Source organism: Streptomyces sp. NBC_01233, from assembly GCF_035989305.1.
Classification (GTDB): domain Bacteria; phylum Actinomycetota; class Actinomycetes; order Streptomycetales; family Streptomycetaceae; genus Streptomyces.
The window spans coordinates 5474560-5496505 of record NZ_CP108514.1 but is presented as its reverse complement, the minus strand read 5'-3'; the positions used below and the strand labels follow the sequence as shown (position 1 = coordinate 5496505).

Below are 21946 nucleotides of genomic sequence, written 5' to 3'. Positions count from 1 at the left end.
GACGCACCCCACCGACAACCCGCCGGGCCTGTGGACAACTCCGTCAGCGGGAAGCGAACGGGGCGTCCGTCGGGACGATTTCGCGGCCCAGGGGGAGCAGGGCGAGGGGGACCATCTTGAAGTTGGCGATGCCGAACGGGATGCCGATGAGCGTGATGCAGAGGGCGATGCCTGTGACGATGTGGCTCAGGGCCAGCCACCAGCCCGCCAGGACCAGCCACAGGACGTTGCCGATGCAGGAGCCGGCGCCCGCGTCGTGGCGCTCGACCGTGGTGTAGCCGAAGGGCCAGAGGGCGTAGACCGCGATGCGGAAGGCGGCGATGCCGAAGGGGATGCCGATGATGGTGATGCAGAGCAGCACGCCCGCGAGAAGGTACCCCAGGAACAGCCAGACGCCGCTCAGGATGAGCCAGATGACGTTCAGGATTGTCTTCATTGGGGGCGGCCTGCCATCTGTTCGAGCCGGGCGATGCGCTCGGCCATCGGAGGGTGTGTGGAGAACATCTTAGAAAGACCTTCTCCGGGACGGAACGGGTTGGCGATCATCATGTGGCTCGCCGTCTCCAGCCGGGGCTCCGCAGGCAGCGGGAGCTGCTTGGTGCCCGCGTCGAGTTTGCGCAGGGCGCTGGCCAGGGCGAGCGGGTCCCCGGTGAGCTGGGCGCCGGACGCGTCGGCCTCGTACTCGCGCGAGCGGCTGATGGCCAGCTGGATCACGGAGGCGGCCAGCGGGCCCAGGATCATGATCAGCAGCATGCCGAAGAGGCCGGGGCCCTCGTCGTCGTTCGATCGGCCGACCGGAATCAGCCAGGCGAAGTTCACCAGGAACATGATCACCGAGGCGAGGGCGCCGGCGACCGACGAGATCAGGATGTCCCGGTTGTAGACGTGGCTGAGCTCGTGGCCGATGACCCCGCGCAGCTCGCGTTCGTCGAGGATGCGCAGGATGCCCTCGGTGCAGCAGACCGCGGCGTTGCGCGGGTTGCGGCCGGTGGCGAAGGCGTTGGGGGCCTCGGTGGGCGAGATGTAGAGGCGTGGCATGGGCTGGCGCGCGGACGTGGAGAGCTCGCGCACCATGCGGTAGAGCTGGGGAGCCTCGAACTCGCTGACGGGGCGGGCGCGCATCGCGCGTAGAGCCAGCTTGTCGCTGTTCCAGTACGCGTAGGCGTTCGTCCCGAGGGCGATGACCACGGCGACGATCAGGCCGCCCCGCCCGAAGAAGCTTCCGATGAGGATGATGAGTGCGGACAGCCCGCCGAGGAGTACGGCGGTCTTGAGCCCGTTGTGCCGGCGGTGCACGGTACGCCCTCCAAGTGGTGCGGCAGGGGGAGCCCGTCATGGGTCTGAGGGTCTACGGTCCAGTGGACCCTCCCTTCCTGGTCAACGCGAGGTGAGGGCGTCTGGTTCCCAGGGCGCACGGCCGCGGCGGGCGTTGCTCCGTGCGGGTGAGGGCGGGGCCGCCTCGTGCGGGCTACTGCGCGAAGAGGCTGCCCGACGCGACCCGCAGGATCAGCTGCGGGGCGCCTGAGAGGACGACCGCGGTGATCGCGGTGACGACGATGGCTGCCGTCACGGGCCAGGGGGCCTTCGTACGGGGCTGCGCACCCTCGGAGCCCTCGGCGCCCTCCGGCACGCGGAAGAGGAGCGCGGTCCACCGCAGGTAGTAGTACAGGGCGATCACGACGTTGATCGCCATGACCACGGCGAGCCAGCCCAGGCCCGCGTCGACCGCGGACCGGAAGACGGTGACCTTGGCGAAGAGCCCGATGATGCCCGGCGGCAGGCCCGCCAGGCAGAGCAGGAAGAAGGCCAGCGAGAGGGCGGCCAGCGGGCGCTCGGCGTACAGCCCGCGGTAGTCGCTGATCCGGTGGAGCGGCTTCGTACGGGCGACGAGGGCGGCCACGGCGAAGGCGCCGAGGTTCACGGCGGCGTACATCAGGGCGTAGGCGACGGTGGAGCCGATCTGGTCGCGGCCGGAGTACGCGGCCGCGGCGATCGGGACCAGCAGGTAGCCGGCCTGGCCGACCGAGGACCAGGCGAGCAGCCGTACGGCGCTGTTCGGGCGGTCGGCGGACTGGCGCAGTGCACCGACGTTGCCCACGGTCATGGTGAGCGCGGCGAGGACGGCGAGGGCCGGGCCCCAGATGTCGGAGTACGCCGGGAAGGCGATCACCGTGACGAGGATGAGGCCGGTGAAGCCGACGGCCTTGCCGATCACGGAGAGGTAGCCGGCGATGGGCAGCGGGGCGCCGACGTAGGTGTCGGGGACCCAGAAGTGGAAGGGGACGGCCGCGGTCTTGAAGGCGAAGCCGACGAGGGTGAGCGCGACGCCGGCCATGGCGAGGGTGTCGAGCTGTCCGGGGACGTCTTCGAGGCGGTCGGCGATCTGGGTGAGGTGCAGGGAGCCGGTGGCGGCGTAGACGAAGCTGACGCCCATCAGCGACACGGCGGTGGCGGTGACGGAGGACAGGAAGAACTTGAGGGCGGCCTCGGAGGAGAGGCGGTCGCCGCGCCGCATGCCCACGAGGGCGAAGGCGGGCAGCGAGGCGACTTCGAGGGCGACGATCAGGGTGGCGAGGTCGCGGGATGCGGGCAGTAGGGCCGCGCCGGCGGCGGAGGAGAGCAGCAGAAACCAGTACTCTCCGGCGGGCATGGGCGTGTCGCGGACGGCCGTGACCGACAGCAGGGCGGTGACCAGGGCTCCGGCCAGCACCAGGAACTGGATGACGAGCGCGAAGTGGTCGGCGGCGTAGCTGCAGGCCGCGGGGTCGTTGGTGAGGCAGAAGGTGGTGCGGTCGCCGGCGCGCAGCGGCAGCAGGGTGGCCGTCGCGGCTGCCAGGCCGGCGACCGAGATCCAGCCGAGGAGCGGCTTGTGGCGCTCGGACACGAAGAGGTCGGCCACGAGGACGAGCAGGCCGACGGCGGCAGTGATCACCACGGGCGCGATGGCGAGCCAGTCGACGGACTGGACCAGGCTGGGGGTCTCGGCGGAGAGGACCGTCAGGGCCGTCATGAGTTGCCTCCTGCGAGGAGCTTCTGGACGGCCGGGTCGGTGAGGCCGAGGAGGACCGCGGGCCACAGGCCGGCGAGGACGGTGAGGGCGACGAGCGGGGTCCAGGCGGCGAACTCGTAGTGCTGGATGTCCGCGACGGCGAGCTCGGGGCCGTCCTTGGGGTCTCCCATGCAGACGCGCCGTACGACGATCAGCAAGTAGGCGGCGGTGAGCAGGGTGCCGAACGCGCCGATGGCCATGAAGGTGAGGAAGGCGGGGCGGGACAGGCCCTCGGCGGGGTCGAAGGCGCCGAAGAGGGCCAGCATCTCTCCCCAGAAGCCGGCCAGGCCCGGCAGGCCGAGGGAGGCGACGGCGGCGAAGGCGAGGAAGGCGCCCATGCGGGGGGCGCGGCCGTAGAGGGCGGCGCCGGTGGCCCCGGCGAGGGTGTCGAGGTCGGCGGTGCCGTAGCGGTCCTTGAGGGCGCCGACCAGGAAGAAGAGGAGGCCGGTGATCAGGCCGTGGGCGATGTTGGCGAAGAGCGCACCGTTGACTCCGGTGGGGGTCATGGACGCGATGCCGAGGAGGACGAAGCCCATGTGGCCGACGGAGGAGTACGCGATGAGGCGCTTGAGGTCGCCCTTGTTCCCCTTGCGGGCCAGCGCGAGGCAGGCGAGCGATCCGTAGACGATGCCGACGGCGGCGAAGGCGCCCAGGTAGGGGGCCATGGTGGCCATGCCGTCGGGGGTGATGGGGAGCAGGATGCGGACGAACCCGTACGTGCCCATCTTGAGCAGGACGCCGGCCAGCAGGACGGATCCGACGGTGGGTGCGGCCGTGTGCGCGTCCGGCAGCCAGCTGTGCAGCGGCCACATCGGGGTCTTCACGGCGAGGCCGATGCCGATGGCGAGGACGGCCAGCAGCTGGGTGGTGTAGGTCAGTTCGCGGCCGTTGTCAGTGGCGAGTGCCACCATGTCGAATGTGCCGCTCTTCAGTCCGATCAGCAGCAGACCGAGCAGCATGACGACGGATCCGAGCAGCGTGTAGAGGATGAACTTCCAGGCGGCCGCCTGCCGCTGGGCACCGCCCCAGCGGGCGATGAGGAAGTACATCGGGATGAGGACCATCTCGAAGGCGAGGAAGAAGAGCAGCAGGTCGAGGACGGCGAAGGTCGCGAGGGTGCCGGACTCCAGGACGAGGAGCAGCGCGACGAAGGCCTTCGGGGAAGGGCCTGCGGGGAGCTTGAAGTAGCTGTAGAGCGCGCAGAGGAAGAACAGCAGCGCGGTCATCAGGAGGAGGGGGAGCGAAATGCCGTCGACACCGAGGTGGATCCGGACGTCGAGCGCCGGGATCCAGCTGATGTCCGTCGTCGCCTGGAAGCGGGACGGGGCGTCGTGGTCGAAGCCCAGGGTGAGGGCGATGGCCGCGGCGAGGATCACGCCGGTCACGGTCACGCCGTGGCGGAGCACGGCTTGTTCGGGGCTGCGGCCCTTGAGGCCGGGCGGGGCCGGCAGGAGGGCCGCGGCGGCGCCGAGGAGCGGTGCGGCCACGATGAACGCCAGAAGGAACTGCATCACGGACGGGCTGATATCAATCACGGCTGACTCACGGCTCACGATCCGGCGTTGACGTTGGCGAGGACGGCGGTGGTGATCGCCAGGACCACGGCGCCGGCGAGCAGGGCGCTCAGGTAGCTCTGCACGTTGCCGGTCTGGGCACGGCGTACGAGGCTGCCGAGCAGCCGGGGGCCGGCGCCCGCGCCGCGGACGTACGTGTCCACGACCTCGCGGTCGAGGAAGCGGACGAGGCTTGCCGCCGCCCGGACGGGGCGGACGAAGAGCCGGTCGTAGACGGCGTCGAGGTGGAAGCCGTCGGCGGCGTGGCGGTGCAGCGGGCCCAGGAGCGCGCGACCGGGGTCGGGGGCGGGCCCGGCCGGGACGGCGGGGTGGTCGTGGGTGACCTCGGCGACTTCGGGGGCCTCGGCCGCGGATTCGGCGGCGGCAGTGGCCGCGGACGCGGCGGCGGCCACGGCGGCGGGCTGCGGGGAGCCCGCTCCGGTGCCGGGGACGGCACCGGCCGTGGCGGGGGCCGTGGCCAGTCGGGCCGCGGCGCGCTGCCAGAGGGCGTAGGTGAGCATCACGCCGACGACCGCGGCGCCCGTGCCGAGGACCGAGGTGACCAGGGTCGGGGTGAGCTCCTCGCCGTCGAACCAGTCGGCGATGGGGCCCGCCGCGAGGCCGAAGCCGATCGACGGGATCGCGAGCAGCCACAGCACGCCGGTCATGGCGACGGGCTCCTTGCCGTGGTCGGGGGCGGCTGCGCCCCGGCCGCGGAAGGCCATCAGCCACAGCCGGGTGGCGTAGGCGGCGGTGAGCAGGGCGGTCAGCACGCCGGCGACCAGCACCAGCCAGCCGGCGCTGCTGGGGGCGAAGTCCGAGTGGCCGGTGGCGGTCTGCTCGGCGGCGACGAGGACGGCTTCCTTGGAGAAGAAGCCGGCGAAGGGCGGGATCGCGGCGAGCGCGAGCAGCGCGATCGTCATCGTCCAGAAGGCGTCGGGGATGCGCTTGGCCAGGCCGTCCATCCGGGACATGGCGGCCAGGGAGTTCGTACCGGCGGCGTGGATGATCACGCCCGCGCCGAGGAAGAGGAGCGCCTTGAAGACGCCGTGGGACAGGAGGTGGAAGATGGCGGCGCCGCGGTCGCCGACGGCCAGGGCGCCGGTCATGTAGCCGAGCTGCCCGATCGTGGAGTAGGCGAGCACGCGCTTGATGTCGTCCTGGGCGAGGGCGGCGAGGGCGGAGCCGACCATCGTGACGGCCGCCATGACCGCCATGACCACCAGCGCGGCACGGGACGCGGCGAAGACGGGGAGGAGGCGGGCGATGAAGTAGACACCGGCGGCGACCATCGTCGCGGCGTGGATCAGCGCGGAGACCGGGGTCGGGCCCGCCATGGCATCGGGGAGCCAGGTGTGCAGCGGGAACTGCGCGGACTTGCCCGCGACTCCGGCGAGCAGGAGCAGCGCGATCAGCGTCGGGTGGTCGAGTCCGCCGGCGGAGACGGTGCCCAGGATCTTCGTGATCTGGAAGGAGCCTGCGTCGGTGGCGAGCGCGAACAGGCCGATCAGGAAGGGGACGTCGCCGAGCTTGGTGACGAGGAAGGCCTTCAGGGAGGCGGAGCGGGCCGCCTCGGTCTCCCAGTAGTGGCCGACCAGGAAGTACGAGCAGATGCCCATGACCTCCCAGCCGACCAGCAGCACCATGAGGTCGCCGGAGTAGACGACGAGCAGCATGGCGGAGGTGAACAGTGAGATGAGAGCGGCGTACGACGGGTAGCGCGGGTCCTCACGGAGGTACGCCGTCGAGTAGAGCTGTACGCAGGTGGCGACGAGCCCGACCAGCACGGCGACCAGCACGGCGAAGCCGTCCAGGTAGAGCGAGAGGTCGATCGGCACCGAGCCGGTCGGGGTCAGTTCGGTCGCGGTGCTGATCGCCGGGCCGCCGCCCTGGCGGACGGCGACGATCACGGCCAGTACGGCGGCGCCGAGCGTCGGCAGGATCGCGAGCGGCCGGACGAACCCGGGAGCGGTGCGGCCGAAGAGGAGTCCCGCCACCGCGCCCAGGAAGGGGAGCAGCGGGACCAGGACGGCGAGGGTCGTGGTGCTCACGCGGTGACCTCGCTCTGGTTGTTCGGGCTGTTCGGGGCGGGCTCGTGGCCTTCGGCGGTGTCGCGCAGCCGGTCGACGTCGGAGGTGCCGCGGTTGCGGTAGACCATCAGCACGATCGCGAGGCCGATGCCGATCTCGGCGGCGGCGATGGCGATGGTGAAGAGGGTGAGGGCCTGGCCGGCGTGCAGGGCGTCGCGCAGCCAGACGTCGAAGGCCACCAGGTTGAGGTTGACGGCGTTGAGCATCAGCTCGACGGACATCAGGACCAGGATGGCGTTGCGGCGGGCGAGTACGCCGTACAGGCCCGCGCAGAAGAGGAGCGCCGCGAGGACCGCGGGGTAGGCGAGGTGCATCAGCGCTGCCCCTTGTCACTGGTGACGCCGTCTTCGGCGGGACTGTTCCTGCGGGACAGCACGATGGCGCCGATCAGGGCCGCGAGGAGGAGGACGGAGAGCGCCTCGAAGGGCAGCACCCAGTGCTGGAAGAGGATCTCGCCGGAGACCTTCGTGGAGCCCTGGACCGGCCCGTCGAGGTCGATCCAGGTCGTGCGGAAGGCGTCGACGACGACCCAGACCAGTGCCACGGCGGCGACGCCGGCGACGCCGAGGGCGATCCAGCGGTTGCCGGAGTCCGCGTCCGGGGAGCGGCCGATGGGCGCCTTGGTGAGCATCAGCCCGAAGAGGAGGAGGACGACCACGGATCCGAGGTAGATGAGGACCTGCACCCAGGCGATGAACTCGGCGGTCAGCAGCAGGTACTCGACGGCGATGCCGCCGAGTGCGACGACCAGCCAGAGGGCGGCGTGCACCAGTTGCCGGGTGGTGACCGTGACGAGGGCCGCGCCGAGGGTGGCGAGTCCGACGAGCACGAACGCGATCTCGACGCCGGTCGGGGAGAGGAAACCGGGCCCGGCGGCGGCTTGGGCTGCGGCCAGGGTGGCGGCGGGGGTCACGCGTCTCCCTCCGGGGTCGGGGTGGTCGGGGGTTCGCTTCCGCCTTCCGCCGCTGTGGCGGATGCGGCGGCTTCGGCTGCCGCGGCGGCTGCAGCCGCGGCAGCCGCTGCCTCGGCCTTCTCCACTGCCTTGCGGGCGGCGGCGATCTCCTTGGGCTCCTCGGCGGCCGGGTCCAGCGCGGGCGGGGCCGGGACGGTCCACATCCACTCGCGGAGCTTGTCGCGCTCGTGGGTCAGCTCGTGGATGTCGGTCTCCGCGTACTCGAACTCCGGCGACCAGAAGAGAGCGTCGAAGGGGCACACCTCGATGCAGATGCCGCAGTACATGCAGAGGGAGAAGTCGATGGCGAAGCGGTCGAGGACGTTGCGACTGCGCTCGCGGCCACCGGGGGTGGACGCGGGGACCGTCTCCTTGTGGGAGTCGATGTAGATGCACCAGTCGGGGCACTCACGGGCGCAGAGCATGCAGACCGTGCAGTTCTCCTCGAACAGGCCGATGACCCCGCGGGAGCGGGGCGGGAGTTCGGGCTGGACCTCGGGGTACTGGGCCGTGTGCGAGCGCTTCGTCATCGTGCGCAGCGTGACGGCCAGGCCCTTGGCGAGGCCGGATCCGGGGATGGGCATCAGTTCATCGCCACCTTCACGATGCCGGTGAGCGCGATCTGGGCGAGCGCGAGCGGGATGAGCGTGGTCCAGGCGAGCTTCTGGAGCTGGTCCTCGCGCAGGCGCGGGTAGCTCACGCGGAGCCAGATCACGACGAAGGCGAGGATCGCGGCCTTGAGCAGGGTCCAGACCCAGCCGAGGCCGTCGGCGCCGAAGGGGCCCTGCCAGCCGCCGAGGAAGAGGACGGTGGTGAGGAAGCAGAGGACGACGATGCCGGCGTACTCGGCGAGGAGGAACAGCGCGAAGCGCAGGCCGGTGTACTCGGTGTACGCGCCGAAGATGATCTCGGAGTCGGCAACGGGCATGTCGAAGGGGGGCCGCTGCAGTTCGGCGAGGCCGGCGGTGAAGAAGACGAGCGCGCCGACGATCTGCCAGGGGAGCCACCACCACTCGAAGCTCTCGACGATCCCGGGGAGGGAGACCGTCCCGGCGGCCATCGCGACGGAGGCGGCGGCGAGCAGCATGGGGAGCTCGTAGGCGAGCAGCTGGGCGGCGGTGCGCAGGCCGCCGAGCAGGGAGAACTTGTTCGCGGAGGCCCAGCCGGCCATGAGGGAGCCGAGGACTCCGACGCCCATGACGGCGAGCACGAAGAACAGGCCCGCGTCGATGACCTGGCCGACCGCGCCCTCGCCCGGCCCGATGGGGATGGCCAGGAGGACGAGGAGGTACGGAAGCAGGGCGACGGCGGGGGCGAGCTGGAAGATCCGGCGGTCGGCGTTCGCCGGGACGATGTCCTCCTTCTGCGCGAACTTCACGCCGTCGGCGACGAGCTGGGCCCAGCCGTGGAAGCCGCCGGCGTACATGGGGCCGAGGCGGCCCTGCATGTGGGCCATCACCTTGTGCTCGGTCTGCCCGACGACGAGCGGGAGCACGAGGAAGACGGCGAAGACGACGATCAGCCGCAGGGCGACGTCGAGGACGTCGTTCACGCGTCGCCTCCGTTGTCGGTGGTGGGGTGGGTGGTGGGGGCGTCTGCCTCGGCCTCCGGCGCGGGCGGCGGGGTCTCCGCCTGCCGGCCGGTGGCCGCCGGCTTCGCCGCGTCTGCCTCCGGCGGGGGCTCCGTGGCGTCGGCCTTGGGTGACGGTTGCTCGGCGAAGGCGGGCTTCGGGTCGTGCCAGGGGGCGTCCGCGCTGCGGGGCGCGACCCGGCGGGGTGCGGGTGCGGGCTGCGGCGCGTCCGGGGCCTGGCTCGCGGAACCCTCGCTCGCCGAACGGGTACGGCGCGGCGGGCGGGCCCGGGCTTCGGGGGCCTCGGCCGTCGGGGTCTCCCCCGGCTCCGCGGTGGTCGGGGCCTGGCTCGCGGAACCCTCGCTCGCCGAACGGGTACGGCGCGGCGGGCGGGCCCGGGCTTCGGGGGCCTCGGCCGTCGGGGTCTCCCCCGGCTCCGCGGTGGTCGGGGCCTGGCTGACCGAGCCTTCCGATACGGAGCGGGTACGGCGCGGCGGGCGGGCCGGGGCTTCGGCGGCCGGGGTCGTCGGGGGCTGGGTGGCCGAGCCTTCGGCGACCGAGCGGGTGCGGCGGACCGGGGCGCCCTCGCGCGGGGTGCGGGCGGCGGCGCCCGCCGCGCCTGCGGCGCGGGGGGTGCGGGCCGGGCGGGCGGGGGCCGGCGGGAGCTGGCCCTTCATCGGGCCCCAGTCGTTGGGGTCCGGGACGCCCGGCGGGAGCATCTGACGGCGCTTCGGCGCGTCCGGATCGTGGGCCTCGCCCGGTTCCTTGGCGCCGGGCCAGGCCTTGGCGACCCGCGCGGCCAGGACGAAGTCCTTGCGCAGCGGGTGCCCTTCGAAGTTCTCCGGGAGGAGGAGGTGGACGAGGTGCGGGTGGTCGGTGAAGACGATCCCGAACATCTCGTACGTCTCGCGCTCGTGCCATTCCGCTCCCGCGTAGACGGCGACGGCCGACGGCAGGGAGGGGGCGCTGTGCGGGACGGTCGTGCGCAGCAGGAGACGCCGTACGCGGTGGTTCTCCAGCGAGGCGACGTGCGCGCAGATCCGGAAGCCGGTGCCGGGCTCGTCGACCGCGCTCAGCCAGTCGAAGTAGGTGCAGCCCAGCTTGTCCCGGGCGATTTCGAGGGCGGCGATCCAGCTGCCGACGGGCACGTCCACCGTGAGGACGTCGTACGAGAACTCGGCGACGGCCTCGGCTCCGAAGACCGTCGGCGCCTCGTCGGGAAGGGAGTCGTAGAGGTTCACGCACCGCTCCCGGGGGTCGGCGGGGCCGTGACCAGGCCACTCGTGAGCTGGGAGACGGACGGCCCGGCCGCGTAGCGGTCGGCCAGCGACTCGCGGGCGATCTTCTCCTGGAGCTTGAGGATGCCCTGGAGGAGGGCTTCCGGGCGCGGCGGGCAGCCCGGCACGTAGACGTCGACGGGGATGATCTGGTCGACGCCCTTCGTCACCGAGTACGAGTCCCAGTACGGGCCGCCGCAGTTGGAGCAGGCGCCGAAGGAGATGACGTACTTCGGCTCCGGCATCTGCTCGTAGAGCCGCTTCACGGCCGGGGCCATCTTGTCCGTGACGGTGCCCGAGACGATCATGAGGTCGGCCTGGCGCGGCCCCGGCGCGAAGGGGATCACGCCGAGGCGGATGAAGTCGTGCCGTGCCATGGACGCGGCGATGAATTCGATCGCACAGCAGGCCAGACCGAAGTTGAAGACCCACAGGCTGTACCGGCGGCCCCAGTTCAGGACCACCTTCATGGGTTCCGGGGCCAGGCGGGAGAGGACTCCCAGGCGCTTGGGCTCCGGGAGCAGCTCCGGCTGAGGTGTCACGTCCATTCGAGGACGCCCTTCTTGTACGCATAGAGCAGGCCGACGGCCAGGAAGCCCAGGAAGATGAACATCTCCACGAGCGTCGTGGCGCCGTAACCGGCGGCGGCGAACACCGTCGCCCACGGGAACAGGAAGATCGAGTCGACGGCGAAGATGACGTAGAGGAAGGCGTAGACGTAGTAGCGGACCTGGGTGTGCGCCCAGCCCTCGCCGACCGGGTCCACGCCGCATTCGTAGGTCAGGAGCTTCTCGTGGGTGGGGACCACGGGCCTCAGCAGGCGGCCGGCGCCGAAGGCCACGGCCACGAAGAGCACACCGAGGGCGGCCAGCAGACCGACGACCGAATAACTCCGGAAGTAGTCCGCCGCGAGCACGGTTACGGTCGATACCGTTGGTTCGGGCACGTCCGTTCCTCGCTCCTCGGTCACTGTCGACGATCTGGTACGGACGGGAGTCTAGGGCCTGCCTCACACAGGGTGGGGTTATCCCCCGTTCACAGCACCCCGGACACCCCATGGCACCGGCGGGCCGCTCTTGACAGGCTGTGGCCCATGACCACGAGCCATGCCATCCCCGACAACGATCGGCTTCCTCCCGTACGCCCCGCCTTCAGCGCCGTGACGTGGAAGGAGATCGCCTATCTGCTGACCAACCTGCCGTTGGCGATCGTCGGATTTGTGTACGCGGTTGTCATGGTTTCCGTCACGGGCGGTCTTTCCGTGACCGCGATCGGAATTCCCCTGCTCGCATGCGGTCTCTATCTGTCTCGGCAAATGGGACGGCTGGACCGGGCACGCGCCCGCGCGCTGCTGGGCGTACGGGTGGACGAGCCGACCCCGATCCCCGGGCCGAAGCGGTCCGGCGGATTCTTCCCCTGGCTGTGGACGAGCATCAAGGACCCCGTCGGCTGGCGGACCGTGCTGTACCAGCTCATCCGGCTGCCGTGGGGCGTACTCACCTTCACGGTAGCTCTGACTGGCCTGTTCGTGCTGTGGCCGGTGCTGCCGTACCTGGTGCGGCTGCTCGCGAACACGGACCGGGCGATGGTACGGGGGCTGCTGTCGCCCTCCGACGACCTGGAACGGCGGATCGCGGAGCTGGAATCCGACCGCGGCGTGGTCGTCGACACCGCGGCGGCCGACCTGCGGCGCATCGAGCGGGACCTGCACGACGGGGCGCAGGCGCGGCTGGTGGCGCTGGCGATGGGGCTGGGCCTGGCGAAGGAGAAGCTGCTGGAGGACCCGGAGGGCGCGGCGGCAATGGTCGACGAGGCCCACGGAGAGGTGAAGCTGGCGCTCCAGGAACTGCGGGACCTCGCCCGCGGGATCCATCCGGCCGTGCTGACGGACCGCGGGCTGGACGCGGCGCTGTCGTCGGTGGCGTCGCGGTGCGTGGTGCCGGTGAAGGTGGCGGTGGACCTGCCGGAGGCGCGGCCGGCGCAGGCGATCGAGGGGATCGCGTACTTCGTGGTGTCCGAGCTGCTGCAGAACGTGAGCAAGCACGCGGGGCCGGGGGCGCGGGGCGCGAGCGTGGAGGTGTGGCGGGCGGGGGCGCGGCTGCTGATACGGGTGTCGGACGACGGGCGGGGCGGAGCGGATGCCTCTGGCGGGGGGAGCGGGTTGGCGGGATTGACGGAGCGGTTGGGCGCGGTGGATGGGGCGCTGGTGGTGGACTCGCCCGCGGGGGTCGGGACGACGGTCACTGCGGAGCTGCCGTGGCGTGACCGGGGCTGAAGCCCCGGGCCCCCTGGCCACCGGGCCCCCTTCTTTGTGCTGGTGAGCGGGACTCCCGTCCGGGTGGGCGGGGGTCCCGCTCGCGTGTCCGTTGCGGCGACGCTTCCCGGGGCTCCGCCCCAGACCCCACGCCTCAAACGCCGGCGAGGCTGAGTTTGGCGCGGCCGACGCTCCGTGGGCGCAGCCCCGGGGCCCGCGCCAACGTTCGGCGCGGCTGGAACTGGCGCGCCTTGAGCGGCGCCAGGCGTGGGCCCGGGTGCCTCAAACGCCGGCAGGGATGGGATGGGCACGGCCGGCGCTACGTGGGCACAGCGCCGCCCCCGCGCCAACGCCGACGGGGATGGGATGGGCGCGGCCGATGCTTCGTAGGCGCGGCCCCGGGGCCCGCGCCGACGCCGCGGGGGCGGCGGTGGGGTTAACCCCCCGGTCCAGAGGCCGACTCGCCGGATGGTTCGGGGGTGGGGCGGGGCGGCAGGGTGGGGGTGTAACGGAGGACCGGAAGGGTGGGGCGGGATCATGGACAACGGCAAGGGCACGGGCGGTGGTGTCGGCGCGGTGCTGCGGGCTCCGGTCGAGGGGCGGACCTGGCGGGAGTTCGGATACCTGCTGATCGGGCTGCCGCTGAGCACGCTGTACTTCTCGCTCGCCATCACGGGTGTGAGCCTCGGCGCCGGGCTGCTCGTCACCTTCCTCGGCGTGCCGGTCCTCGCCGGCGTGCTCGCCATGTGCCGCGGGTTCGGCGCGGTGGAGCGGGCCCGGGTGCGCGCGCTGCTCGGGGCGGACATCGCCGGCCCCGCGCCGATCCGGGCCAAGAAGGCCGGGCCCCTCGCTGCCATGGGCGCGCTGCTCAAGAGCGGGAGCGCCTGGAGGCACGTGCTGTACTCCGTGATCCACTTCCCGTGGGCGGTGTTCGGGTTCTGCCTGGCACTGACGTTCTGGGCGTCGGGGTGGGCCCTCCTGCTGTACCCGCTCTGGTTCTGGGTCCTGCCGACCTACTCCGACCAGCCCGGGCTGCTGCTCTTCGAGAACGGCGACTACTCCTTCTTCCTCGACAAGCCCGTGGAGATCGCCCTCGCCTGCGTCGTCGGACTGGCGCTCACCCTCACCACCCCCTGGGTGATCCGGGCCCTGACCACCGTCGACCGGGTCATGGTCGGCGGGCTGCTCGGCCGCTCCCGTCTGGACAGCCGCGTCACCGAGCTGGAGTCCGACCGGGGCGTGGTGGTGGACACCGCCGCCGCCGACCTGCGGCGCATCGAGCGTGATCTGCACGACGGGGCGCAGGCCCGGCTGGTGTCGCTCGCCATGGACCTGGGGCTGGCGAAGGAGAAGCTCACCGAGGATCCGCAGGCCGCGGCCCGCATGGTGGACGAGGCGCACGGCGAGGTGAAGATCGCCCTGCAGGAGCTGCGCGACCTGGCCCGCGGGATCCACCCCGCCGTACTGACCGACCGCGGGCTGGACGCGGCACTGTCGGCGGTGGCCGCGCGCTGCACGGTGCCGGTGCGGGTGGCCGTGGACCTTCCGGCCCGCCCGGCGGAGGCGATCGAGGGGATCGCGTACTTCACGGTCTCGGAGCTGCTGCAGAACATCAGCAAGCACGCGGTGGCCCGGTCGGCCTCTGTGGACGTGTGGAAGTCCGGGGAGCGGCTGCTGATCCAGGTCGCGGACGACGGGCGGGGCGGAGCGGATGCCTCTGGCGGGGGGAGCGGGTTGGCGGGGTTGACGGGGCGGCTGGATGCGGTGGATGGGGTGCTGGTGGTGGACTCGCCCGCGGGGGTCGGGACGACGGTCACTGCGGAGCTGCCGTGGCGTGACCGGGGCTGAAGCCCCGGGCCCCCTGGCCACCGGGCCCCCTTCTTTGTGCTGGTGAGCGGGACTCCCGTCCGGGTGGGTGGGGGTCCCGTTCGCGTGTCCGTTGCGGCGACGCTTCCCGGGGCTCCGCCCCAGACCCCGCGCCTCAAACGCCGGCGAGGCTGGATTTGGCGCGGCCGTCCTACGTGGGCGCAGCCCCGGACCTCACGCCTCACATACCGGCGGGGCTGGGATTGGCACAGCCGACGCTCCGCAGGCGCAGCCCCGGACCCCACGCCTCACATGCCGGCGGGGCTCCTTACATACCGGCGGGGCTGGGATCGGCGCGGGCGGGGCTTCGTGGGTGCGGCATGTGACCTTCCGGTTCGTGAAAACTGCCCCCGGACGCCCACGTGTTGTCCCGGCTCTGCCTTCACCAGGACTTAAGGCTGGGATGCTTGGCTGAGTCGTGTAGTGCGGGAAACGAGTGGACGCGGGAGCTGCAAAGACGTGGAAGACAGGGTGCGAGTGGTCATCGCCGAGGATTCAGTGCTGCTGCGTGAGGGCCTGACCCGGCTGCTGACCGACCGGAGGCATGACGTCGTGGCGGGCGTCGGGGACGCGGAAGCCCTGCTCAAGACGATCGCGGACCTGGCGGCCGACGACGCGCTGCCGGATGTGGTGGTGGCGGACGTGCGGATGCCGCCGACCCACACCGACGAGGGCGTACGGGCGGCCGTACGGCTGCGCCGGGACTACCCCGGGATAGGCGTGCTCGTGTTGTCGCAGTACGTGGAGGAGCAGTACGCCACCGAACTGCTGGCCGGGTCGAGTACCGGGGTGGGGTACCTGCTCAAGGACCGGGTGGCCGAGGTGCGGGAGTTCCTGGACGCGGTGGTGCGGGTGGCGCGGGGCGGTACGGCCCTGGACCCGGAGGTCGTCGCCCAGTTGCTCGGCCGCAGCCGGAAGCAGGACGTCCTGGCGGGGCTGACCCCGCGCGAGCGCGAGGTGCTCGGGCTGATGGCCGAGGGACGCACCAATTCGGCGGTGGCGAAACAGCTGGTCGTGAGCGACGGAGCGGTGGAAAAGCACGTCAGCAACATCTTCATGAAGCTGGGCCTCTCGCCGAGTGACGGGGATCACCGGCGTGTACTGGCCGTTCTCACCTATCTGAAATCTTGATCGACTGACACTCTGTCAGATACGGCATACCGGTCGGCCCGTCTCAAAGGGCGGTCCTACGGTCCAGAATGTGGTCGCCTCCGGGGAGCCTGATCCCTACCGACGTAGGGTGGGTCTGGGGGTGCTCACGCCTCGAAGGAGGTCCAGTTCAGTGACCAGCCAGGTCAGCAGCCCAGCCGAGCAGGCCGACGGGGCTGGGGGTGCGGTAGTCGGTGGACAACGCATCCCGGCGAGCCCCGGCAGCAAGGAAGTGCGCCGTCTCGATCGTGTGATCATCCGGTTCGCGGGTGACTCCGGTGACGGTATGCAGCTCACCGGTGACCGGTTCACCTCGGAGACGGCGTCGTTCGGGAACGACCTGTCGACGCTGCCGAACTTCCCCGCCGAGATCCGCGCCCCCGCCGGAACCCTCCCGGGCGTCTCCTCCTTCCAGCTCCACTTCGCCGACCACGACATCCTCACGCCGGGCGACGCCCCGAACGTGCTGGTGGCGATGAATCCGGCGGCGCTGAAGGCGAACATCGCGGACGTGCCGCGCGGCGCGGACGTCATCATCAACACGGATGAGTTCACCAAGCGCCCGATGGCCAAGGTCGGCTACGAGACCTCGCCGCTGGAAGACGGCTCCCTGGACGCGTACAACCTCCACCCGGTACCACTGACCACCCTGACGGTCGAGGCGCTGAAGGACTTCGGGCTCTCCCGCAAGGAGGCCGAGCGCAGCAAGAACATGTTCGCGCTGGGCCTGCTGTCGTGGATGTACCACCGGCCCACCGAGGGCACCGAGAAGTTCCTGCGGCAGAAGTTCGCGAAGAAGCCGGAGATCGCCGAGGCGAACATCGTCGCCTTCCGGGCCGGCTGGAACTTCGGCGAGACGACGGAGGACTTCGCGGTCTCCTACGAGGTCGCCCCCGCCACCCGCGCCTTCCCCACCGGCACCTACCGCAACATCTCGGGGAACCTGGCCCTCTCCTACGGCCTCATCGCCGCGAGCCAGCAGGCCGACCTGCCCCTCTACCTGGGCTCCTACCCGATCACCCCGGCCTCGGACATCCTGCACGAGCTCTCGAAGCACAAGAACTTCGGCGTGCGGACCTTCCAGGCCGAGGACGAGATCGCCGGCATCGGCGCGGCCCTCGGCGCGGCCTTCGGCGGGGCGCTCGGGGTGACCACCACCTCCGGGCCCGGTGTGGCGCTCAAGTCGGAGACGATCGGTCTCGCGGTGTCGCTCGAACTGCCGCTGCTGATCGTGGACATCCAGCGCGGCGGCCCCTCCACCGGCCTGCCGACGAAGACGGAGCAGGCGGACCTCCTCCAGGCCATGTTCGGCCGCAACGGCGAGGCGCCCGTGCCGATCGTGGCCCCGCGGACCCCCGCGGACTGCTTCGACGCCGCCCTCGACGCGGCCCGGATCGCGCTCGCCTACCGGACTCCGGTCTTCCTGCTCTCCGACGGCTACCTCGCCAACGGGTCCGAGCCCTGGCGGATCCCGGAGATCACGGACCTGCCCGACCTGAAGGTCAAGTTCGCCACCGGCGCGAACCACACCCTGGCCGACGGCACCGAGGTCTTCTGGCCGTACAAGCGGGACCCGGAGACGCTCGCCCGGCCCTGGGCCGTCCCCGGCACGCCCGGCCTCGAACACCGCATCGGCGGCATCGAGAAGCAGGACGGCACCGGCAACATCTCCTACGACCCCGCCAACCACGACCTCATGGTCCGCACCCGCCAGGCCAAGATCGACGGGATCCGGGTACCGGACCTGGACGTCGACGACCCGGACGGAGCCACCACCCTGGTCCTCGGCTGGGGTTCCACCTACGGCCCCATCACCGCGGCCGTCCGCCGGCTGCGGAACGCCGGACTCCCCATCGCCCAGGCCCACCTGCGCCACCTGAACCCGTTCCCCAGGAATCTCGGCGAGGTCCTGGAGCGTTACGAGAAGGTAGTGGTGCCGGAGATGAACCTCGGGCAGCTCGCCACCCTGATCCGGGCGAAATACCTGGTCGACGCCCAGTCGTACACCCAGGTCAACGGAATGCCGTTCAAGGCGGAGCAGCTCGCCAAGGTTCTCGAGGAGGCCATCAATGACTGAGGTGACCGTGACCGAAGGGTCCCGCACACTGCTTTCGCTGGTGCCCAAGTCCGAGTCCAAGCAGTCGATGAAGGACTTCAAGTCGGACCAGGAGGTCCGCTGGTGCCCGGGCTGCGGCGACTACGCCGTGCTCGCCGCCGTTCAGGGCTTCATGCCCGAACTGGGGCTGGCGAAGGAGAACATCGTCTTCGTCTCCGGCATCGGCTGCTCCTCCCGCTTCCCGTACTACATGAACACGTACGGAATGCACTCCATCCACGGCCGTGCGCCCGCCATCGCCACCGGCCTCGCCACCTCCCGCCGCGACCTGTCCGTATGGGTCGTGACGGGCGACGGCGACGCGCTCTCCATCGGCGGCAACCACCTGATCCACGCCCTGCGCCGCAACGTCAACCTCAAGATCCTGCTGTTCAACAACCGGATCTACGGGCTGACCAAGGGGCAGTACTCCCCCACCTCCGAGGTCGGCAAGATCACCAAGTCCACGCCGATGGGCTCGCTGGACTCGCCCTTCAACCCGGTGTCGCTGGCGATCGGCGCCGAGGCCTCCTTCGTCGCCCGTACCGTCGACTCCGACCGCAAGCACCTCACCGAGGTGCTGCGCGCGGCGGCCGACCACCAGGGCACGGCGCTCGTCGAGATCTACCAGAACTGCAACATCTTCAACGACGGCGCCTTCGAGGTCCTCAAGGACAAGGACCAGGCACTGGAGGCCGTGATCCGGCTGGAGGAGGGCCGGCCGATCCGCTTCGGCGCGGACGGCGCGAAGGGCGTCGTGCGCAACCCGGCCACCGGCGACCTGGAGGTCGTCGACGTCACCCCGGCCAACGAGTCGCAGATCCTGGTCCACGACGCGAAGACCGCCAGCGCCACCACGGCGTTCGCGCTCTCCCGCCTGGCCGACCCCGACACCTTGCACCACACCCCGATCGGGGTGTTCCGCAGCGTCGAGCGGCCCGTGTACGACACCCTCATGGCCGACCAGCTCGACACCGCGATCGACCGCAGCGGCAAGGGCGACCTCGGTGCGCTGCTGAGCGGCAACGACACCTGGACCGTCGTCGGCTGACCCGCACGACGCGGACGCGGACACGGCCGCACGAAGCCGCACGAAGCCGCACGAAGCCGCACGAAGCCGCACGAAGCCGCACGAAGCCGCACGAAGCCGCACGAAGCCGCACGAAGCCGCACGAAGCCGCACGAAGCCCGGATCTCCCCAGAGATCCGGGCTTCGTGCGTGTCCGCCCCGCCCCGCCCCGCCCCGTACGCAATCCCTCGGAAAGCCTTTCGCCGCGATCCTCGTCGACGCGGACGCGGCGATCGCACGCGGCCGGCTGGCGGGCACCAGCGGTGACCTGGCCCGGCTGATCGGGCGGCCGACGACCCCGGTGGCCGAGGCGATCCGCGCCGCACTGGCCTGACCCGGGACCGGCCCTCGGGGGGGCGGCGGCAGGCGCGGACACGGGGCGGGCGCAGCACGGGCCCGTCCACGCAAGCCCAGGAAGATGTCATGAGTATCTCGCAATAACGGGCATGACATCCGTGCCGCGCGGCGCTACGGTCGTGAAGTTGGCTGGAAGTCGCACAGGAGGCCCCGTGAAGGCGGAGAACGAGCAGCGCACGGGTTTGCTCTACGGATTCGGCGCATACGGGCTGTGGGGTCTGGTGCCCCTCTTCTGGCCGCTCCTGATGCCTGCGGGGGCCGTCGAGATCCTCGCCCACCGCATGACGTGGTCCCTGGCCGTGGTCGGGCTGGCGCTGCTCGCGGTGCGCCGCTGGGGCTGGATCCGGGAGCTGCTGCGCCAGCCGCGCAAGCTCGGCCTGACCGCGCTGGCCGCATCGGTGATCAGCGTGAACTGGGGCCTGTACATCTGGTCGGTCAACAACGGCCACGTCGTCGAATCGAGCCTCGGCTACTTCATCAACCCGCTGGTCAGCATCGCGATGGGCGTGCTCGTCCTGGGCGAGCGGCTGCGCCGCGTGCAGTGGGTGGCGGTCGGCATCAGCTTCGTCGCCGTCCTCGTGCTCGCCATCGGCTACGGGCGGCCGCCGTGGATCTCACTGGTCCTGGCCTGCTCCTTCGCGACGTACGGGCTGATCAAGAAGAAGCTCAACATGGGCGGGCTGGAGTCGCTGGCCGCCGAGACGGCCATGCTGTTCCTGCCGGCCCTGGGCTACCTGCTGTGGCTGGGCTGGCAGGGCCAGTCCAGCTTCACCTCGCAGGGCGTCGGGCACGCGCTCCTGCTGGCCGCGACCGGGCTGGTCACCGCGATCCCGCTGGTGCTCTTCGGGGCGGCCGCCATCCGCGTCCCGCTGTCCACCCTCGGGCTGCTCCAGTACATGGCCCCCGTCTTCCAGTTCGGGCTGGGCGTCCTGTACTTCCACGAGGCCATGCCGCCCGAGCGCTGGGCCGGCTTCTCCCTGGTGTGGACCGCGCTCGCCCTCCTGACCTGGGACGCGCTGCGCACGGCACGGCGGTCCAGGGCGGCCCTCGAGACGGCCCCGGCCGCCCTGCCGGCACCGGCCCGCGAGCCGGCGTAACGGGCCTGCCGGCAGGCACACACCAGCAAACGCTCCACACCCACGATCCCCGGTACAGGGCACCTGTACCGGGGATCGTCCGTTTTCCGAACTGCCCTGACCGAATTATGGTCTTGACGGACAGTCATACTCTCGCTGAACATCAGGCTCGCACTGACGCACTAACGCTCACCTGCTCTATCCCGCTCGTTCCGTCATATCCCCGCGGAATCCCGGAGCCCCCACATGAGCCTGTCCGTCTCCCGGCGCCTTGCTGCCGTGACCGCCTTCGCGGTCGCGGGCCTGATCGCCTCCACCGCCCCCGCCGCTCTCGCCGCCCCCACGGCGGTCACCGCGGCGCCCACCCCGCCCGACATCCCGCTGGCCAACGTCAAGGCCCACCTGTCGCAGCTCTCCACGATCGCCGCGAACAACGGCGGCAACCGTGCCCACGGCAGGGCCGGCTACAAGGCCTCGATCGACTACGTGAAGGCCAAGCTCGACGCGGCCGGCTTCACGACCACGCTGCAGACCTTCACCTCCAGCGGCGCCACCGGCTACAACCTGATCGCCGACTGGCCGGGCGGCGACCCCAACTCCGTGCTGATGGCGGGAGCGCACCTCGACTCCGTGACCTCGGGCGCGGGCATCAACGACAACGGCTCGGGCAGTGCGGCCGTCCTGGAGACGGCCCTCGCGGTCTCGCGGGCCGGGCTCCAGCCCACCAAGCACCTGCGCTTCGGCTGGTGGGGTGCGGAGGAGCTGGGTCTGGTCGGCTCGAAGTACTACGTCAACAACCTGCCGACCGCCGAACGCGCGAAGTTCTCCGGCTACCTGAACTTCGACATGATCGGGTCCCCGAACCCGGGCTACTTCGTCTACGACGACGACCCGACCATCGAGCAGACCTTCAAGAACTACTACGCGGGCCTCGGCGTGCCCACCGAGATCGAGACCGAGGGCGACGGCCGCTCCGACCACGCCTCGTTCAAGAACGTGGGCATACCGGTCGGCGGCCTGTTCACCGGCGCCAGCAACACGAAGTCATCGGCGCAGGCCCAGAAGTGGGGCGGCACGGCCGGTCAGGCCTTCGACCGCTGCTACCACTCCTCCTGCGACAACACGGCGAACATCAACGACACCGCCCTGGACCGCAATGCCGACGCCGTCGCCTACGCGATCTGGAACCTCGGGGCGGCCACCCCGGTCCCGCCTGGCCAGTCCTTCGAGAGCACGACGGACGTGAACATCCCCGACTCCCCCGCCGCCGCGGTCAACTCGCCGATCACCGTCTCGGGTGTCGCGGGCAACGCCCCGGCCACCACCAAGGTGGACGTGAACATCGTCCACACGTACCGCGGTGACCTGGTGGTCGACCTGGTCGCCCCGGACGGCACGGTCTACAACCTGCACAACCGCTCCGGCGGCAGCGCCGACAACCTCGTTCAGTCGTACACCGTCAACGCCTCCAGCGATGTGGCGAACGGGGTCTGGAACCTCCGGGTCAAGGACGCCGCCGCGCAGGACATCGGCTACATCAACAGCTGGAAGATCACCTTCTAGCGCTTGCCGGTCGAGGCCCCAGGGCT

General features: G+C 71.1%; 19 protein-coding genes and 1 pseudogene. 8 read left to right on the top strand and 12 right to left on the bottom strand.

What is annotated here, in order from left to right; all coding sequences use genetic code 11:
- Positions 1–43 precede the first annotated feature (43 nt).
- The 12 genes from OG332_RS26200 to OG332_RS26145 all read right to left on the bottom strand — a co-directional run bounded on the left by OG332_RS26200 (position 44) and on the right by OG332_RS26145 (position 11437).
- Entirely contained in the window at positions 44–436 is a 393-nt protein-coding gene (locus OG332_RS26200; protein WP_327415775.1) for a YccF domain-containing protein, read from the bottom strand.
- Positions 433–1296, bottom strand: coding sequence for a zinc metalloprotease HtpX (htpX, locus tag OG332_RS26195; RefSeq protein WP_327415774.1), 864 nt, complete (start codon positions 1294–1296; stop codon positions 433–435). The genes OG332_RS26200 and htpX overlap by 4 nt, the downstream gene beginning before the upstream one ends.
- A gap of 172 nt (positions 1297–1468) precedes the next feature.
- Complete coding sequence (locus OG332_RS26190; RefSeq protein WP_327415773.1) at positions 1469–3010, bottom strand: NADH-quinone oxidoreductase subunit N; 1542 nt, start codon at positions 3008–3010, stop codon at positions 1469–1471.
- Positions 3007–4560: a complex I subunit 4 family protein gene (locus OG332_RS26185; protein ID WP_327419374.1), complete on the bottom strand. Its 1554-nt coding sequence runs from the start codon at positions 4558–4560 to the stop codon at positions 3007–3009. Before OG332_RS26185 ends, OG332_RS26190 begins: the two co-directional genes overlap by 4 nt.
- Before the next feature lie 38 nt (positions 4561–4598).
- Positions 4599–6653: an NADH-quinone oxidoreductase subunit 5 family protein gene (locus OG332_RS26180; RefSeq protein WP_327415772.1), complete on the bottom strand. Its 2055-nt coding sequence runs from the start codon at positions 6651–6653 to the stop codon at positions 4599–4601.
- Positions 6650–7006 carry an NADH-quinone oxidoreductase subunit NuoK gene (gene nuoK / locus OG332_RS26175; protein WP_327415771.1) on the bottom strand — a complete coding sequence of 119 codons (357 nt, stop codon included), beginning with the start codon at positions 7004–7006 and terminating at the stop codon, positions 6650–6652. Before nuoK ends, OG332_RS26180 begins: the two co-directional genes overlap by 4 nt.
- Positions 7006–7605 carry an NADH-quinone oxidoreductase subunit J family protein gene (locus tag OG332_RS26170; protein WP_327415770.1) on the bottom strand — a complete coding sequence of 200 codons (600 nt, stop codon included), beginning with the start codon at positions 7603–7605 and terminating at the stop codon, positions 7006–7008. The genes nuoK and OG332_RS26170 overlap by 1 nt, the downstream gene beginning before the upstream one ends.
- Complete coding sequence (locus OG332_RS26165; RefSeq protein WP_327419373.1) at positions 7602–8231, bottom strand: NuoI/complex I 23 kDa subunit family protein; 630 nt, start codon at positions 8229–8231, stop codon at positions 7602–7604. The genes OG332_RS26170 and OG332_RS26165 overlap by 4 nt, the downstream gene beginning before the upstream one ends.
- Positions 8228–9196: a complex I subunit 1/NuoH family protein gene (locus tag OG332_RS26160; RefSeq protein ID WP_327415769.1), complete on the bottom strand. Its 969-nt coding sequence runs from the start codon at positions 9194–9196 to the stop codon at positions 8228–8230. Before OG332_RS26160 ends, OG332_RS26165 begins: the two co-directional genes overlap by 4 nt.
- A complete protein-coding gene (locus OG332_RS26155) occupies positions 9193–10455 on the bottom strand; it encodes an NADH-quinone oxidoreductase subunit C (protein ID WP_327415768.1) in 1263 nt (420 codons plus the stop codon). The genes OG332_RS26160 and OG332_RS26155 overlap by 4 nt, the downstream gene beginning before the upstream one ends.
- Positions 10452–11039, bottom strand: coding sequence for an NADH-quinone oxidoreductase subunit B (locus tag OG332_RS26150; RefSeq protein ID WP_327415767.1), 588 nt, complete (start codon positions 11037–11039; stop codon positions 10452–10454). Before OG332_RS26150 ends, OG332_RS26155 begins: the two co-directional genes overlap by 4 nt.
- On the bottom strand, positions 11030–11437 hold the full coding sequence (locus OG332_RS26145) for an NADH-quinone oxidoreductase subunit A (RefSeq protein WP_030710243.1): 408 nt from the start codon (positions 11435–11437) through the stop codon (positions 11030–11032). Before OG332_RS26145 ends, OG332_RS26150 begins: the two co-directional genes overlap by 10 nt.
- 147 nt (positions 11438–11584) lie before the next feature.
- Between OG332_RS26145 and OG332_RS26140 the strand changes: the two genes are divergently transcribed.
- From OG332_RS26140 to OG332_RS26105, 8 genes and pseudogenes are all read left to right on the top strand, one after another.
- Positions 11585–12766, top strand: coding sequence for a sensor histidine kinase (locus OG332_RS26140; RefSeq protein ID WP_327415766.1), 1182 nt, complete (start codon positions 11585–11587; stop codon positions 12764–12766).
- 516 nt (positions 12767–13282) lie between these two features.
- Positions 13283–14593 carry a sensor histidine kinase gene (locus tag OG332_RS26135; RefSeq protein ID WP_327415765.1) on the top strand — a complete coding sequence of 437 codons (1311 nt, stop codon included), beginning with the start codon at positions 13283–13285 and terminating at the stop codon, positions 14591–14593.
- Between the two features lie 489 nt (positions 14594–15082).
- Complete coding sequence (locus OG332_RS26130; protein WP_327419372.1) at positions 15083–15742, top strand: response regulator transcription factor; 660 nt, start codon at positions 15083–15085, stop codon at positions 15740–15742.
- Between the two features lie 151 nt (positions 15743–15893).
- Positions 15894–17837 (top strand): 2-oxoacid:acceptor oxidoreductase subunit alpha, encoded by a 1944-nt coding sequence (locus OG332_RS26125; RefSeq protein ID WP_327415764.1) that lies wholly within the window; start codon positions 15894–15896, stop codon positions 17835–17837.
- Positions 17830–18906, top strand: a complete 1077-nt coding sequence (locus OG332_RS26120) for a 2-oxoacid:ferredoxin oxidoreductase subunit beta (RefSeq protein ID WP_327415763.1) — start codon at positions 17830–17832, stop codon at positions 18904–18906. The genes OG332_RS26125 and OG332_RS26120 overlap by 8 nt, the downstream gene beginning before the upstream one ends.
- 205 nt (positions 18907–19111) lie before the next feature.
- A pseudogene (locus OG332_RS26115) lies at positions 19112–19258 on the top strand (KR domain-containing protein); the annotation flags it as partial.
- Positions 19259–19433: 175 nt separating this feature from the next.
- Positions 19434–20378 (top strand): EamA family transporter RarD, encoded by a 945-nt coding sequence (gene rarD / locus OG332_RS26110; RefSeq protein WP_327415762.1) that lies wholly within the window; start codon positions 19434–19436, stop codon positions 20376–20378.
- Between the two features lie 225 nt (positions 20379–20603).
- Positions 20604–21920, top strand: coding sequence for a M28 family metallopeptidase (locus OG332_RS26105; protein WP_327415761.1), 1317 nt, complete (start codon positions 20604–20606; stop codon positions 21918–21920).
- Positions 21921–21946: the final 26 nt, after the last annotated feature.

Bases quoted from the DNA above. Each gene is read 5' to 3' on its own strand.
- OG332_RS26105 (WP_327415761.1), top strand. From the start codon at position 20,604: ATGAGCCTGTCCGTCTCCCGGCGCCTTGCTGCCGTGACCGCCTTCGCG.
- OG332_RS26200 (WP_327415775.1), bottom strand. From the start codon at position 436: ATGAAGACAATCCTGAACGTCATCTGGCTCATCCTGAGCGGCGTCTGG.
- OG332_RS26185 (WP_327419374.1), bottom strand. From the start codon at position 4,560: ATGCAGTTCCTTCTGGCGTTCATCGTGGCCGCACCGCTCCTCGGCGCC.
- OG332_RS26140 (WP_327415766.1), top strand. From the start codon at position 11,585: ATGACCACGAGCCATGCCATCCCCGACAACGATCGGCTTCCTCCCGTA.
- OG332_RS26120 (WP_327415763.1), top strand. From the start codon at position 17,830: ATGACTGAGGTGACCGTGACCGAAGGGTCCCGCACACTGCTTTCGCTG.
- OG332_RS26190 (WP_327415773.1), bottom strand. From the start codon at position 3,010: ATGACGGCCCTGACGGTCCTCTCCGCCGAGACCCCCAGCCTGGTCCAG.
- OG332_RS26150 (WP_327415767.1), bottom strand. From the start codon at position 11,039: ATGGACGTGACACCTCAGCCGGAGCTGCTCCCGGAGCCCAAGCGCCTG.
- nuoK (WP_327415771.1), bottom strand. From the start codon at position 7,006: ATGCACCTCGCCTACCCCGCGGTCCTCGCGGCGCTCCTCTTCTGCGCG.
- OG332_RS26135 (WP_327415765.1), top strand. From the start codon at position 13,283: ATGGACAACGGCAAGGGCACGGGCGGTGGTGTCGGCGCGGTGCTGCGG.